Consider the following 14,886-nt stretch of genomic DNA (forward strand, 5'->3'; position numbering starts at 1 on the left):
CTATTCAGTTTGACACGTGTAGGATGTGAAAAATACAAATTTACACAAGGAGCATCATTATGAAAAAAGTGATCAGATTAGCGGTATTATCAGCAATGTCTACTGTAACCGTTTTGATGCCATTAGATCCAACGCTTGCGGATATGGCATGGTATCATAACTATGACATGAGAAGGGAGGCTGGTTTACCGTCTCACAATTTTAGCTCCCATTTTTCTCATAGTGAACATCACTCTTTTGATAATCCCCACAAGCGTCATTATGTTAGCCATAAATGGGGAGCACAACAACACCATCATGTTGAACACAAGACATATCATTATGTCGAGCGCAAAAAGACAAAACACAGTAGTATTAATATAAATAACTCAGGAGAAGCTTTAGCAATGGGCATTCTTGCTCTTGCAGCAGGTGCACTTCTCGGCAAAATTTTTAAAAAATCAGAACAACCACAAGTTGTTTATCAAACCGCACCACAGCATCAAATTGTATATCAACAGGTTCCACAAGAACAGATAATTTATGAAGCTCCGCAAACGGTGGAATATGAGCCAGTACAACAATCATTAGAATCTGATTGGCTTCAATATTGCAAGAAAAAATACCGTTCTTTCAACCCTAAAACAGGGACCTTTCGAGACCGTAATGGTTTGGAACACATTTGTTATGCCCCAATAAATTAACTTCTGTTCCGTCCTACTAAAAAAGTTTTAAATGGCAAAAAAACGCTTCAAAGCGTTTTTTATTTGCTCATATATTAAAATCTTGAAGAAAAGGATTATTTTGGCGCTCATAGCCTATGCTACTTTTGGGACCATGCCCACAGATAAAACAAACATCATCGCCTAAGGGTAAAACTTTTTCTCGAAGAGATTGCATCAATTTTTCATAAGAACAGAAGGGGAAGTCCGTACGTCCAATAGAACCACGAAAGAGAACATCACCCAAGAGGGCTAAGCGCTCTTTTTCATTGAAATAAATAACATGACCAGGGGAATGTCCTGGGGTGTGAAAAACCTTAAACACATGTCCAGCAAAATGAACGCACTCACCATCTTCTAACCATTGGTCAGGAATACAGATGCAAGCATCAGTGATGCCATAATTTTTTGCGCTTTCGCTCACGGCATCCATCACAGGCTTATCATCGCGATGTGAACCGATAATTTTTACATTAAGCGCTTCTTTCACTTGCATTGCTGCTCCTACATGATCAAAATGACCATGTGTTATCCAAATAGCCTCAACGATAACACCATTCTTTTCGATTACGTCTTGAATTCGTGGCCAATCACCACCAGGATCAACGAGAACCCCCGTTTTACTTTCACTATCAAAAAGCAAAGTGCAATTTTGTTGGAATGTCGTAACTGGAATAATATGTATATTAAGACTACCCATAATATCCTTTTCAAAAATAACTTTTTTAAATTTATAAATAAAACTTTCTTTCCTTTAAGGTAAAGGTGCTGCTCGACAGCTTTATACAACTTATGTAAACTTGCATTTTGTGTAAACTAAATTTTTATCAAGGTTTTTTTAAGAATGAGCAATCACGTTCAAGTTTTGTGTGACGATGCCCCTCACCTTCTTGTGATTGATGACGATACACGTATTCGCAATCTTTTATTTCAGTTTCTCATTAAAAATGGATTTCGTGTTTCAGTTTCAGCTAATGCGAATGAAGCAAGACGACTGTTAGCAAGTTTAGATTTTGATCTTCTTATTGTTGATGTCATGATGCCTAGCGAAAACGGTATTGATCTCACTCATTCACTCCGCCAAACAAAAGATGTCCCTATCTTTATGTTAACAGCTTTATCAGAAATAGACAATCGTATCCGTGGATTAGAAGCAGGGGCAGATGATTATCTGGCTAAGCCGTTTGACCCTCGTGAACTTCTCCTTCGCATCAACGCCATTTTACGACGTGGTTTTCCCCCTCACCAACCTAAAATTGAGCAAATAGTTTTTGGTCCTTATATATTTTCAATTTCACGACGCGAACTCAAAAAAGGAGGAGAAATTATTAAATTAACAGATAAAGAACAAGAAATGATGGTCATGTTTGCCGAAAATGCAGGCGATACAATTCCGCGCCATAAATTCGCGACCGATGACAGCAATATAAGTGAACGTGCCATTGATGTGCAGATCAACCGCCTTCGTCGTAAGATCGAAAAAAACCCAGCACTGCCTATATGGCTCCAAACCGTGCGAGGAATAGGGTATAAACTCTCTATTGAATAGGCACAAGAATGATCAAACCTTTAAGATTTTTTCTTCGATGGTTAACGAAAAAAATGCCTAAACGGCTTTATGCTCGCTCTTTGATCATTATCATTGCTCCCATGGTGCTTCTGCAAACGGTCATTGCTTATGTCTTTATGGAACGCCATTGGCAAATGGTAACCGAGCGTCTTTCAACGGCTGTCGTGCATGATATTTCAGCCATTATTGATATTCTTGAAACATATCCCCAACAAGATAACTATGAAGATATCAAGCGTATTGCACAACAACGTATGGGATTAAATATTTCTATTCTATCTCCTACCTCCTTACCCCCTCCAGGACCTAAGCCATTTTTTGCAATTCTTGACTATTTTTTAAGTGAAGAAATCACCCGCCAAATTAACCGTCCCTTCTGGATCGATACCGTAGGAGATTCTGATCTTGTTGAAATCCGTATCCACCTTGGTCACAACATCTTACGCGTCTTTGCTCCACGCAGCCAAGCCTATGCTTCCAATACTGCTATTTTTTTAAGCTGGATGGTAGGAACAGCTCTTGTTTTATTGCTGATAGCAATTTACTTTTTACGCAATCAAATCAAACCGATTCAACAATTGGCTGAAGCAGCAGAAAGCTTTGGACGCGGTCGTCCTTTACCAAAAGGATTTCAACCACAAGGAGCTGATGAAGTCCGTCGTGCAGGCATCGCTTTTTTACGTATGCGAGAACGTATTGAACGCCAAATCGAACAACGCACCATGATGCTCTCAGGAGTAAGTCATGATTTAAGAACCATTCTTACACGTTTTAAACTTCAGCTAGCATTAGCAAATACTGGCTTTGATATTAAACCGCTTGAGCAAGATGTAAGTGACATGCAAAATATGTTAGAAGATTATCTTGCTTTTGCTCGTGGTGAAGGAAGTGAAAGTGTCAAGACTTTTGATTTAAATGCTCTTATGAAAAAATTCTCCGCCGATGCTCATCTTCACAAACGTCAATTTTCTTACACTATTGAAGGTCCTACAGAAATCCAAGTACGTCCCCGTGCTTTTACACGCTTGGTCAGCAATCTTGTATCAAATGCATTTTGTTACGGCACGACTGTTAAACTAACCGCTAACTCTCAACAAGAATCTTTTATATTGATAATCGATGATAATGGACCTGGAATTCATAAAAATATGCGCACAGAAGTTTTTAAGCCATTCTTTCGACTTGATAAAGCGCGAAATCAAGATGCAAGTGGAACAGGCCTTGGTCTTTCTATTGCTCAAGACATAGCACGCAGCCATGGTGGCAATATACAATTAGATGAGAGCCCACTCGGGGGATTGCGCGCTATTCTTGATATCCCCCTATGAGCAATATTTCAGCAAACCGTCTGTAAAAATAACAGACTGTATATTTTAGGCATTCCCTACAGTTTCAAACAAAGTGTACTGTAGTGCCTTGTAAGCACTTTCTCCCGACAAAGCAACCATCTGAAATGCAACATAATGGCTTTCACAGGCTTTAAGTGCATGTATCAACAATGTTTCAACCTGTATATGAGATGGATGCATCCCACCAGCCAAAAGAAGACCTTGTCGATAAATAACTGAATTATTCCTTTGCCAGTAATCAAAATGTCCCAACAACAACTTTTCATTAATTGCTAGCAATAAGCGCTGTATTTCAGCTGTTCGAGCATTTTTAATAGAGAGATCAAACGAACAAGCTAAATGAAGTGCTTCATGCTCTTCCATCCATGAAAAAGCAAGACGATAGTTTGCGCGTTTTCCTTCCACACAAACGCTAATTTCATCTTGTGCATCCCGCTCAAACGACCAATCATATTCACAGGCAATCTGTTCGATAAAGTCAACAGGGTGCTCTTTTCTTTCTGTGGCGCAAAATGCAAGCCTCATCACAATCCTCAATCATCTTAAAACATTGTCAACAGAATATAAACCGTCTAAACTGTAACAATATTTTGCTACAATCAGAACCTTTACACCAAACAAATACACATAAAAACATCGACAGTACACAAACACCCAGAACACAATCGCGCTGTTTAGGGCAACCTGATAATCATAAAACGAATCATCAAGTCTTTTCAGTGTATTGATACAATTTCATAGCGCCAGCCCCCCTGATTCAAAAAAATGTACTTTACCCCCAAAAAAAATCAAAAATAAACAAATGCTCCGCTCTAACAGACTCAAGATTAAGCATTTTTTAGTTTCACGCATCATATTGAAAAATTGGGGATATTTTTTTGAAGATTCTTTTTTAAAACTATTTTACTTTTTTGTGTCTGCGTTTTTTTTTAATCATCTTTTTTTAAATCATCAAGGCGTCTTTTCAAATCAGCGTTATCAGCATGGATTTTCAGCACCATCTCCTTAAAAGTCTCAAACTCTTCGCGAGAAACAAGATCAAGTTTGTTTGCTATCTTTTCAGCCTGCACACGAAAAGCTGTTCCAGCTTCACGTCGTATGCCTTGCGCAACGTCAGCAGCATCCGTTGCTAATTTTGCTAATTCATCAAGAATACGATTTGATCCATTACGCATAACCTTTTTCCTTAAATTTTAATTATTGACGCACGCATTATAGCGTATTCTCATAACATTTAGATACTGTAATTTGTTCCTTTTACTCTATATTTTACATACTGTGCAGATTTTTCATAATGATTTTGTTTAAGATTTTTTAATATTCCTTTTATCACCATATTTTTTACCGCGATAAATCAGTGGAAATCTATCTCCCTTTCTGACTAGCCTCCCTACTGACTTGACCATTGTGTATTCATCTGTCATTTCTGACCATCAGAGTCACTTCATATTCATCTCGTATAATGTAAGATGCTTAACTCATGAACAATTTGTCTTGTCCAACCATTGCTTTTCCGTCTTTTCTTGATCCTGTTATTATCCAGCTAGGTCCCATAACACTTCATTGGTATGGACTTGGTTACGTGCTGGGTATTCTTTTTGCTTGGTGGTATGCGCAAAAATTATTAAAAAAAACATCTCTATGGTATAGAAACTATCCTCCTATGGATAAAGAAAAAATCGGAGATTTTGTTGTCTGGTCTGCCATAAGTGTTGTTGTCGGAGGGCGTTTAGGACAAGTTCTTGTATGGGATCCCATTTACTATTTTAACCATCCAAGTGCTATTATTGCCGTATGGGATGGGGGAATGTCCTTTCATGGCGGACTTATTGGTATTATCATTGCTATGATCTGGTTTGCCCGTAAAAATCGTATTAACATACGAGCCATGTTTGATATCATTGCTGCAGGTGCTCCTATTGGTATCGGCATTGTACGAATCTGCAACTTCATTAACCAAGAATTATGGGGTAATATTACTACACGTCCTTGGGCTGTTTGTTTTCCTCTCGATCCTTACTATTTACCGCGCCATCCAAGCCAGCTTTACGAAGCATTTATGGAAGGATTTCTTCTCTTCATCATCCTGTGTCTTCTTATTTTTGGGTTCAAAGCATTAAAACGTCCCGGTACTGTATCAGGAACATTTATTATAGGCTACGCAGTAACACGCAGCATTTCTGAAATTTACCGTGCGCCTCAAGAAGATCCAGAATGGTTTTCGACTCTTTTCCATTCTACTGGTTTTACCTATGGCATGGCTTTATCTCTTCCCATGCTTCTTGTAGGGTTTTATCTTCTTCTCCACGCCTTTAAATATAAACCGACAGAAAATGGCCAATCTCAAAGAAAAAATTAAAGAAATTATTGTCCTTAATGGACCAATCACTGTTAGCCAATATATGACGTTGGCACTCACCGATCCCCAATTTGGTTATTATCACACACAAACCCCTTTTGGACATGCTGGTGATTTCATTACAGCACCTGAAATAAGCCAATTATTTGGAGAGATGATTGGCATTTGGACTCTTGCAAGCTGGAAAGCTCAAGGGTGCCCTCACCCTTTTATTCTCGCTGAAATAGGTCCAGGACGAGGAACTTTGATGGATGACATTTTGCGAACTATCCAAAAGCTCTCTCAAACGGCATTTAATGCTGCTGAAATTTTTCTGATCGAAATAAGCAAAAAACTTGCAAAAGAACAAAAAAAACGCCTTTTCTCTTATCAAAAACAAATCCATAGCATTGAAAATTTTAATCAAATTCCTTCAAATCCTCTCTTCCTCATTGCTAATGAATTTCTCGATACACTCCCTATCAACCAATATATTAAAGTCAATGGAGAATGGAAAGAGCGCCGCATTACAGTCAATCAAAATGGAGATTTCATCTTTATTGCTGCCCCGCATAAACTTCCCTCTTCTTGTCTACAAACCTGTTGTTCTAAAGTGCCTGACGGAACAATTTTTGAACATGCCCCCTTACGGCATCAATTCATGCAACAAATCAGCCACCATTTAGTGCAAGTGACAGGTTCTGCTTTACTTATCGACTATGGTGCTTGTGAGCTTGCCTTTGGCGATACCCTGCAAGCACTCTCAAAACATAGATTTCGTGATGTTTTTGATGCCCCTGGTGAACATGATTTAACATCCCATGTTGATTTTTCTTTTTTAAAAAACATAGCTCTTGAACAAGGCTGTTTTGCTGAAATCTTAGAGCAAGGAGAATTTCTTTTTAAAATGGGGCTACTGGAGCGCGCAAACCAGCTTGGAGTTGGCAAAAGTGCTCCTTTGCAAGACAAAATCCGCCAAGACATCGAACGGCTCGCTAGTCCAGATCAGATGGGAAAATTATTTAAAGTTTTACATTTCAGTGATAAAAATATCTCCATACCTCCCCAATTTTAATGATCGGCGCTTTTGTCAATAAGCACATCATTATCTGAAATATTCATTGACAAATATGAACATCTCCATCCTCACTTTAAATAATCTCCATAAGGAACTTTTATGAAATCTATCCCTCATCCCATTCTTGCAAAAAATCTTTCTACTTTACACCCCCATGGAATAAAACATGGATTTTTTACACGTCAAGGTGGTGTTTCAAAAAATCTTTATCATAGTCTTAATGTTGGGAAAGGTTCAAATGATCAACTTGAATATATTGTACAGAATCGTCTTTTGATTGCCAATTATTTTTCTATTGAAGCGCAAAATTTAGTCACAGTTAATCAAATACACTCCTGTAACGTTGTCGTAGCTCATCAAGCAACTATCGGTGCACCTCCTCAAGCTGATGCTCTGGTTACAACCACCCCAGAACTCGTTATTGGGGTTCTTACAGCAGATTGCGGACCCATTCTGTTTGCTGATCCACAAGCTAGAGTCATCGCTGCAACTCATGCTGGCTGGCGTGGAAGCTTAAATGGAATTATCGAGAAAACAATTGCTGTTATGGAAAAACAAGGAGCCAAAAGACAATCAATAACAGCAGTCCTGGGACCTTGTATTGGCCCTTATCACTATGAAGTAACAAATGAATTTTACGACCAATTTATTGATTACCACAGCAAATACCAAAAATATTTTTTAAAAACAAACAAAATAAATCGCTTTTATTTTAATCTATGGGCATTTATTATAAATCAACTCAAAGAAGCAGGTGTTAATGCTTCTTGTGTAGAGCTTTGTACCTATCAAGATGAACAGCGTTTTTTCTCCTATCGCCGTGCAATACACCGCAACGAACCCGATTACGGACGGCAAATTTCTGCTATTATGCTGAAAAACAAAAGATGAGCCCCTTTTATGCTTGAGAACAATACCAAAACTGCAAAACTAAACTTTTTACCCAAATGGAAAAATAAATCCCATTGTACTTTGCTTTTTTCACGAAATTATCTACCAGCCCATAAAATATGATAGCCTTCGCTATGATCATTTTCAATGTTTGGTTATAATGATTGAAGGCAAGATGATACTTCTTTTTATTACTCCCCTTCATTCATCTTAAATATGAAACATTCCCCATATTGAAAGTATTTTTATAAAGTAATAACTAAAAAGCTTAATCAATATGTATTTCTTTGCCGCATGGAGAAAAAACTTTGCTCTAAAAGTAACAAACTTTTGGAAAAAGAGAAAACATACTGCATAGCTCTTTAATAATAATCAATAAAATTGTAAGGCTTTTGTAATTGTTCTCTTGCAATTTAATAAAAAGAAATTAAAAACCGTGTCGCATTCCCACCATGATGATTCAGAGGTTCTACTATGAAACTTTTCTGCGGAAATTCTAATCCACGCCTAGCTGAAGATGTTGCAAATTATTTGAACATCCCCTTAGGCAAAGCAACTGTAAAGCGCTTTGCTGATCAAGAAATTTTCGTAGAACTGCATGAAAATGTACGTGGACAAGATGTTTTTGTTTTGCAATCTACATCCTATCCCGCAAATGATCATTTGATGGAATTACTCATCATGATTGATGCCCTTCGTCGTTCTTCTGCGCGTCGTATTACAGCTGTTATCCCCTATTTTGGCTATGCCCGCCAAGATAGAAAACCAGGACCACGGACTCCTATTTCTGCAAAACTTGTTGCCAACCTAATTACGGAAGCAGGGGCCCATCGTGTTTTAACATTGGACCTTCATGCAGGACAAATTCAAGGTTTTTTTGATATCCCTACGGATAATCTCTATGCTGTTCCTGTCATTTCTCGCGATGTCAAAGTGCATTATTCTCTTGAAAATGTTATCGTTGTTTCACCTGATGTGGGTGGTGTGGTGCGTGCGCGCGCACTCGCCAAGCGCTTGAACAGTTTGCTCGCTATTGTGGATAAACGTCGCGAAAGCCCCGGTGAATCAGAAGTTATGAATATCATTGGAGATGTATCGGGAAAAGATTGCCTTTTGCTTGATGATATTGTTGATTCAGGTGGAACTTTATGCAATGCAGCAAGTGCTCTGCTTAAACATGGTGCCAATAGTGTCACAGCTTATATCACGCACGGTGTTCTTTCTGGTAATGCAATCGAGCGAATTGCTAATTCAGAGATGAAAGAATTGGTTATTACAGATTCAATTATGCCAACACAAGCTATTGAGAAAACCCATAATATTCGTGTTTTGCCCATTGCCGACCTTATGGGAGAAGCAATAGCAAGGACAGCAGCAGAACAATCGGTTTCCAGCTTATTTGGTTAAAGTGGTTCCTTGGGGTCTCCTGGTGCTGTTTCAACACCAAGATCAGGAAATGCAACAATACGTTGACCACTAAAATGCGTGTGAATAACAATAAGTCCACGCTCTTCAAAGTAGGTTAAAAGTCGGCGTACACGGCTTAAAGAATGAGTCCCATAAAGACGTGCTAAAAATGCATCAGATGGACATGATTTTCCCCCTAATGCGGCCTGTGCCACGTTCAAGAAGACTCCTTGAACATCTTCTTCCAAACTTTCTGATATCTGCAAAATATGTTTCCAATGTTCACTGACAGCCGTTTGTTCATCAACAAAAGCCTGAGCAATAGCCAATTTACGCCGAAATTGTGAAAGATTAAAAGGAACCTTTGACATACCATGGATACGGCAACGAACTGAAAAATCTTGATAAAGCACCGCTGTTGAACGATAAAAAGCCTCAGAATCCTCAAGAATCTCCCGAATAATATGTTCTGCTTGGCCGTCACGCTCAACATCAGAAAGTTCAGGAAATAAACTCGGGTTTTCTTCCAACAACTCTTGTTTTTTATGCACTACCTCCTCTAACATCTCGTGCATTGACTTTTCCCTCATCGGCTCTCGTGTTTGTTTAAATGGCGTTAAAATTTCCTCTGGTGAAGCAGTAAAAACGAGCTCTTGCACATCATCCCGCTCTGTTGGAAGTGGCATTAATTTAGGGCTAGAAGAGCGTGCCAAAGTTTCAACAGAACCGATAATGATTGGTAAGGGACGTCGTGATAAAGCAGGTCCTAAAGCTATAAAATTTCCCCGTTCAAGATCTCTAAACATTTCCGCTTGACGACGCTCCATTCCCAAGAGATCAGCAGCGCGCACCATATCAATATCTAAAAAAGTCCGCCCTATTAAAAAGTTTGAAGCTTCCGCAGCAACATTTTTGGCAAGCTTAGCCAAACGTTGTGTCGCAATAACACCAGCAAGACCACGTTTACGTCCTCGACACATAAGATTGGTCATAGCGCTCAAAGAAATTTTACGCGCTTCATCAGAAACTTCTCCTGCTGCAGTTGGAGCAAACAATTGTGCTTCATCGACAACGACAAGCATAGGATACCAATAATCACGTTCTACATCAAACAGTGCCCCAAGGAAAGCCCCTACAGCACGCATCTGTTGTTCAGTATCCAAGCCTTCAAGATTAAATACCACTGAAACTCGATGTTGTCGAATGCGATGGGCAATACGAGTCAATTCTAATTCACTACGTTGAGCCTCTACAATAACATGACCAAATTTATCTGCCAAAGTTACAAAATCGCCTTCTGGATCAATTACACAATGCTGCACCCACTTAGCACTTTGCTCCAAAAGACGGCGTAAAAGATGTGATTTTCCTGAACCGGAATTACCTTGTACAAGAAGACGTGTCGCCAATAATTCTTCCAAGTCAAGAAGTGCTGGCATCGATTTATGCAAAGCACGACTCTCTGACATCTCACCCAAGGCAATCTCAACCTTCATAACATCTCCAGTGTTTGATTTTGAACATATCAGCGCCAGCACATATTGGTTGATTCTCCATCCACACCGTAATTTGTAACATTTCCTCCTTTTTAACGGTAGAAATCATCGATTTTTCCCACAACTCTTGCATCTATGAATAGTTTGAACTATAGAACAAACTTCTGCGTAGACACCCTTGGAGGCAACGCAGAATGGAGTGATCGCTGTTGGTTAGCGCATATCTTCATATCCATGCAAAAACTATTACTGTTTTTGAAGGATCTCCAATCATGTAAAAAGGACTTAAATTATGAGCAAAAGCTACACTCTTAAGGCCGAAAAACGCGAGCGGGTTGGTAAGGGGTCCTCCCGTGAACTTCGCCGCAACGGTCTTATTCCTGCTGTCATTTATGGTGAAAAACAACCACCCTTGGCAATAACAGTTCCCTATAAAGAAATTTTCTACAAAATTCATGCCGGTGGCTTTCGTACCACCATTGCAACGATTATTCTTGACAAGCAAAAAATTATGGTTTTGCCAAAAGATTATCAATTAGATCCCGTGCGTGACTTTCCCCTCCATGTAGACTTTTTGCGCATCTCAGCAAAATCCGTTGTAGAAGTGAATATTCCTGTCCACTTCCTCAATGAAGATACGGCACCTGGACTTAAAAAGGGTGGTGTCCTCAATATTGTTCGGCACGAAATTGAATGTACAGCTCCAGCAAGTGCTATTCCTGAAGCTATTGAAATTGATCTCTCCAGCTACTCTATTGGTGATTCTATTCACATTTCAGCAGTGCAACTGCCAAAAGATGTGACTCCCATCATCCAAGATCGAGACTTTACCATTGCAACCATTGCAGCTCCTGCTGGCATGGATGTCAGCGATGAAACTTCTGAACAAGAAAATGATGAAGAAGACACGGAAACTTCATAAAACTCAAAAGGCGGGAATTTTTTCCGCCTTAATTTATGAGACATTACCCTTACTCATACTTTGACTGAAGATACACATGTGGCTTATTGCTGGTCTTGGCAATCCTGGTTTACAATATCAAAATAACCGCCATAACATCGGTTTTATGGCTGTTGATGCCATTTATCAGTCCTTCTTTTTTTCTCCATGGTCAAAGAAGTTTCAAGCAGAAATCTCCAATGGTTTCATAAATAATGAGAAAATTTTTCTTATAAAACCACAAACTTTCATGAATCTTTCTGGTCAAGCTATCGGTGAAGCTTTGCGATTTTATAAATTAGATTTAAAGAATTTGATCATCATTTATGATGAGCTAGACCTGTCACCGGGGAAAGTTCGTATAAAAATTGGTGGAGGAAATAATGGGCATAATGGCATTAAGTCTATTGATGCCCATTGTGGTACTGACTATTGTCGTATACGCATAGGAATTGGTCATCCTGGAAGCAAAGAACTTGTTCATCAGCATGTCCTGGGAAATTTTACCAAATCTGATCAAGAATGGTTATCCCCTCTCTTAGAGACAATCGCAAAAAATATCGCTCTCCTTATAAAAGATGATAAATCCCTCTTTATGAATGAAGTTTCACAAACGATAAAAAACAATCAGAACCATTGGCTTGCGTGTCCCAGTCGCGTGAAGAATATGAATAAGAACTCTTAAAAAAATCCTCTTATAAACTTAAGGCAAAATCTGTTGGCAACGTGAGAAGCTAGAAAATAGAACAGAATACAAGCTTGTATACACCTTTGAAAAAGAAAGGCTTATATTCTCTTTTATTCTCTTTTGAGAGAAAGAGAAGATTGAACAGCAAACCAAAATACTCAAACGGCTCTCTCCAATCTTCTCCCCTAAATTAAAAAAAATCATTTGGCTGAATGGTCGACTGTAGCGGATCGTAACCATTTGATTGTTGATTATAAACTGTAGGAATACTCCTATTGTTTTGCAATACCACAACACGCGAACCAACGGGAACACGATCATAAAGATCGATAATATCTTGATTAAGCAAACGGATACACCCACTTGAAATAGCACGCCCAATTGACCACGATTCATGTGAGCCATGAATACGGAAAAGTGTATCTTTCCCATTTTTGAACAAATAAAGTGCCCGCGCACCTAATGGATTATCGGGCCCTGGTGGCATTCCTTTCCCAAGATGACCATAACGTTCTGGTTCTCGAGCCATCATAGCTGCAGTAGGAGCCCAATTTGGCCACCGACGCTTGCGCTGTATAACCCCCTCACCTTCAAATGCTAGGCCTTCTTTACCGACACCAATCCCATAACGCAAAGCTTTTCCATTTTCACCAATAAGGTAAAGAAAACACTCTTGCGTATCGATAACCAATGTTCCAGGCGCATAAGATGTATAATAAATCACCTCTTGTCGCCAATATTTTGGATCAATTGTCGCAAGATCAACAGCAGGTAACGAATAGGTCTCATTCGTTACAGGACCATACAAAGCCTGTATTTCTGGTGGAATGTATCGAACTTGTTGAAAAGGTACCGATGACATATCTGACTGACGTGTAGCACATCCAGCCAAAGCCAAAAGTGCTGCAATTAAAAAGGCACAACGAGATAACACTCTTCTATTTTCTCCGATTAATTATTTATGCAGATTTGCATACCATGAAAAACTTAGCACAATATTAACATTAATTCGAAGTTTTCTTATCCTTGTAACTAAGGAGAACAATAAGGTAAGAAGAACTAAGGTAAAAAAGTAGATACCTACTACTTTAGACTTTTTTCTCACTTATCGCAAGACAAGGACTATAACTCTTCTGAAAATATGCTATAAAAAGGAAGCTTTATCTTGACCATAAAATCAATAGAAAAGAAAGACTCTCATGGGCTTTAAATGCGGTATTGTCGGATTACCTAATGTCGGGAAATCAACTCTTTTTAATGCATTAACAAAAACAGCCACTGCACAGGCTGCCAATTATCCTTTTTGTACCATTGAACCCAATACCGGTGAAGTTGCTGTTCCAGATTTACGAATGGAAAAAATTGCATCAATCGCTGGTTCAAAAGAAATGATTCCTACACGCATTAACTTCGTCGATATTGCGGGGCTTGTGCGAGGAGCTTCAAAAGGTGAAGGTTTAGGAAACAAGTTTTTAGCCAATATTCGCGAAGTCGATGCCATTGTCCACGTTTTACGCTGTTTTCAAAATGAAGATATTACCCATGTAGAAGGACGTATTGATCCTGTTTGTGATGCGACAACGGTTGAAACCGAACTCATGCTTGCGGATCTTGAAAGTCTTGAGAGACGAATCATACAAATCCGTAAACGAGCAACCGGAAAAGACAAAGAAGCTCTCACAATTTTACCTATTATGGAAAAAGCATTAAACATACTGCAACAGGGAAACCCTGTCCGGTTATTACTCAAAGATATTTCTTCCGATGAACACCACATTCTTAAGAGTTTGAATCTTTTAACCTCCAAGCCTGTACTTTATGTTTGTAATGTAAGCGAAAATGACGCCGCTCATGGAAATAGCTTTACCCAAACAGTTGAAAAAATGGCAACAGAGCAAAATGCGCAAAGCATTATCATCTCTGCTTCTATCGAAGCGGAAATTACACAACTGAGTGATGCTGAAGCATCAGAATATCTCAATGCTCTAGGACTCTTTGAACCGAGTCTCAATCGCCTCATTCGCGCTGGTTACCATTTACTTGATCTCATTACTTACTTCACCTGTGGGCCTAAGGAAACACGAGCATGGACAATTACGCGTGGTACAAAAGCTCCCCAAGCAGCTGGTGTTATTCATTCAGATTTTGAGCGCGGTTTCATTCGTGCCCAAACCATCAGCTATAATGACTATATTGCTTTGGGTGGAGAAAGCGGTGCAAAGGAAGCAGGAAAAGCCCGCGATGAAGGAAAGGAATACATTGTGCAAGATGGCGATATCATGTTATTTAAACATAATACTTAAATCTTCACTCTGTCTTAATAGTTTATCTTGAAAACTTTGGTAATAGCTCCTTGGAATCTTGTCGCAAAAATTCTCAAGAGTTTTTAGAACAAAAAAACTGTTGCTAGCATATGATTGTGATAGCA

The 14,886-nt window shown here is 39.0% G+C and carries 15 protein-coding genes; 10 read left to right on the plus strand and 5 right to left on the minus strand.

All coding sequences use genetic code 11. From position 1 onward, the window contains the following. Positions 1–59 precede the first annotated feature (59 nt). Positions 60–683, plus strand: coding sequence for a BA14K family protein (locus ACFIO5_RS01930; RefSeq protein WP_375634202.1), 624 nt, complete (start codon positions 60–62; stop codon positions 681–683). A 67-nt stretch (positions 684–750) separates the two neighbouring features. Here ACFIO5_RS01930 and ACFIO5_RS01935 read toward each other — a convergent pair whose 3' ends face one another. Further along, entirely contained in the window at positions 751–1,401 is a 651-nt protein-coding gene (locus ACFIO5_RS01935) for an MBL fold metallo-hydrolase (RefSeq protein WP_375612975.1), read from the minus strand. Positions 1,402–1,545: 144 nt separating this feature from the next. On the opposite strand from ACFIO5_RS01935, the gene ACFIO5_RS01940 reads away from it, so the two are divergent. Further along, positions 1,546–2,250, plus strand: a complete 705-nt coding sequence (locus ACFIO5_RS01940) for a response regulator (protein ID WP_375705063.1) — start codon at positions 1,546–1,548, stop codon at positions 2,248–2,250. Between the two features lie 8 nt (positions 2,251–2,258). Beyond that, the gene (locus ACFIO5_RS01945; protein WP_375617608.1) at positions 2,259–3,599 is read left to right on the plus strand and encodes an ATP-binding protein; all 1,341 of its coding nucleotides are present in this window, start codon (positions 2,259–2,261) and stop codon (positions 3,597–3,599) included. Positions 3,600–3,644: 45 nt separating this feature from the next. Here the strand turns inward: ACFIO5_RS01945 and ACFIO5_RS01950 are convergent, their stop codons facing one another. Beyond that, positions 3,645–4,145, minus strand: a complete 501-nt coding sequence (locus tag ACFIO5_RS01950) for a type III secretion system chaperone family protein (RefSeq protein ID WP_273724125.1) — start codon at positions 4,143–4,145, stop codon at positions 3,645–3,647. Positions 4,146–4,549: 404 nt separating this feature from the next. Next, entirely contained in the window at positions 4,550–4,795 is a 246-nt protein-coding gene (locus ACFIO5_RS01955) for an accessory factor UbiK family protein (RefSeq protein WP_273791228.1), read from the minus strand. Between the two features lie 305 nt (positions 4,796–5,100). Here ACFIO5_RS01955 and lgt point away from each other — a divergent pair, with 305 nt between their 5' ends. The 4 genes from lgt to ACFIO5_RS01975 all read left to right on the plus strand — a co-directional run bounded on the left by lgt (position 5,101) and on the right by ACFIO5_RS01975 (position 9,334). Continuing rightward, a complete protein-coding gene (lgt, locus tag ACFIO5_RS01960) occupies positions 5,101–5,979 on the plus strand; it encodes a prolipoprotein diacylglyceryl transferase (protein ID WP_375628181.1) in 879 nt (292 codons plus the stop codon). Next, the gene (locus ACFIO5_RS01965; protein WP_375671838.1) at positions 5,954–7,033 is read left to right on the plus strand and encodes a class I SAM-dependent methyltransferase; all 1,080 of its coding nucleotides are present in this window, start codon (positions 5,954–5,956) and stop codon (positions 7,031–7,033) included. Before lgt ends, ACFIO5_RS01965 begins: the two co-directional genes overlap by 26 nt. A gap of 102 nt (positions 7,034–7,135) precedes the next feature. Then, positions 7,136–7,927: a peptidoglycan editing factor PgeF gene (gene pgeF, locus ACFIO5_RS01970; RefSeq protein WP_375705064.1), complete on the plus strand. Its 792-nt coding sequence runs from the start codon at positions 7,136–7,138 to the stop codon at positions 7,925–7,927. 474 nt (positions 7,928–8,401) lie between these two features. Further along, the gene (locus ACFIO5_RS01975; protein ID WP_375606345.1) at positions 8,402–9,334 is read left to right on the plus strand and encodes a ribose-phosphate pyrophosphokinase; all 933 of its coding nucleotides are present in this window, start codon (positions 8,402–8,404) and stop codon (positions 9,332–9,334) included. Here the strand turns inward: ACFIO5_RS01975 and ACFIO5_RS01980 are convergent. Further along, the gene (locus tag ACFIO5_RS01980) at positions 9,331–10,830 is read right to left on the minus strand and encodes a helicase HerA domain-containing protein (RefSeq protein ID WP_375701128.1); all 1,500 of its coding nucleotides are present in this window, start codon (positions 10,828–10,830) and stop codon (positions 9,331–9,333) included. The genes ACFIO5_RS01975 and ACFIO5_RS01980 overlap by 4 nt on opposite strands. A 292-nt stretch (positions 10,831–11,122) precedes the next feature. Here ACFIO5_RS01980 and ACFIO5_RS01985 point away from each other — a divergent pair, with 292 nt between their 5' ends. Together ACFIO5_RS01985 and pth are read left to right on the plus strand one after the other, a co-directional pair. Further along, positions 11,123–11,752 (plus strand): 50S ribosomal protein L25/general stress protein Ctc, encoded by a 630-nt coding sequence (locus ACFIO5_RS01985; RefSeq protein ID WP_375610123.1) that lies wholly within the window; start codon positions 11,123–11,125, stop codon positions 11,750–11,752. Between the two features lie 76 nt (positions 11,753–11,828). Beyond that, positions 11,829–12,455 carry an aminoacyl-tRNA hydrolase gene (gene pth, locus ACFIO5_RS01990; RefSeq protein WP_375684102.1) on the plus strand — a complete coding sequence of 209 codons (627 nt, stop codon included), beginning with the start codon at positions 11,829–11,831 and terminating at the stop codon, positions 12,453–12,455. A gap of 193 nt (positions 12,456–12,648) precedes the next feature. Here pth and ACFIO5_RS01995 read toward each other — a convergent pair whose 3' ends face one another. Further along, positions 12,649–13,392, minus strand: a complete 744-nt coding sequence (locus ACFIO5_RS01995; RefSeq protein WP_375634218.1) for a L,D-transpeptidase — start codon at positions 13,390–13,392, stop codon at positions 12,649–12,651. A gap of 265 nt (positions 13,393–13,657) precedes the next feature. Here ACFIO5_RS01995 and ychF point away from each other — a divergent pair, with 265 nt between their 5' ends. Next, positions 13,658–14,761 (plus strand): redox-regulated ATPase YchF, encoded by a 1,104-nt coding sequence (gene ychF, locus ACFIO5_RS02000; protein ID WP_375661796.1) that lies wholly within the window; start codon positions 13,658–13,660, stop codon positions 14,759–14,761. Positions 14,762–14,886 lie beyond the last annotated feature (125 nt).

The sequence above is a fragment of the Bartonella sp. AA86SXKL genome, assembly GCF_042196885.1.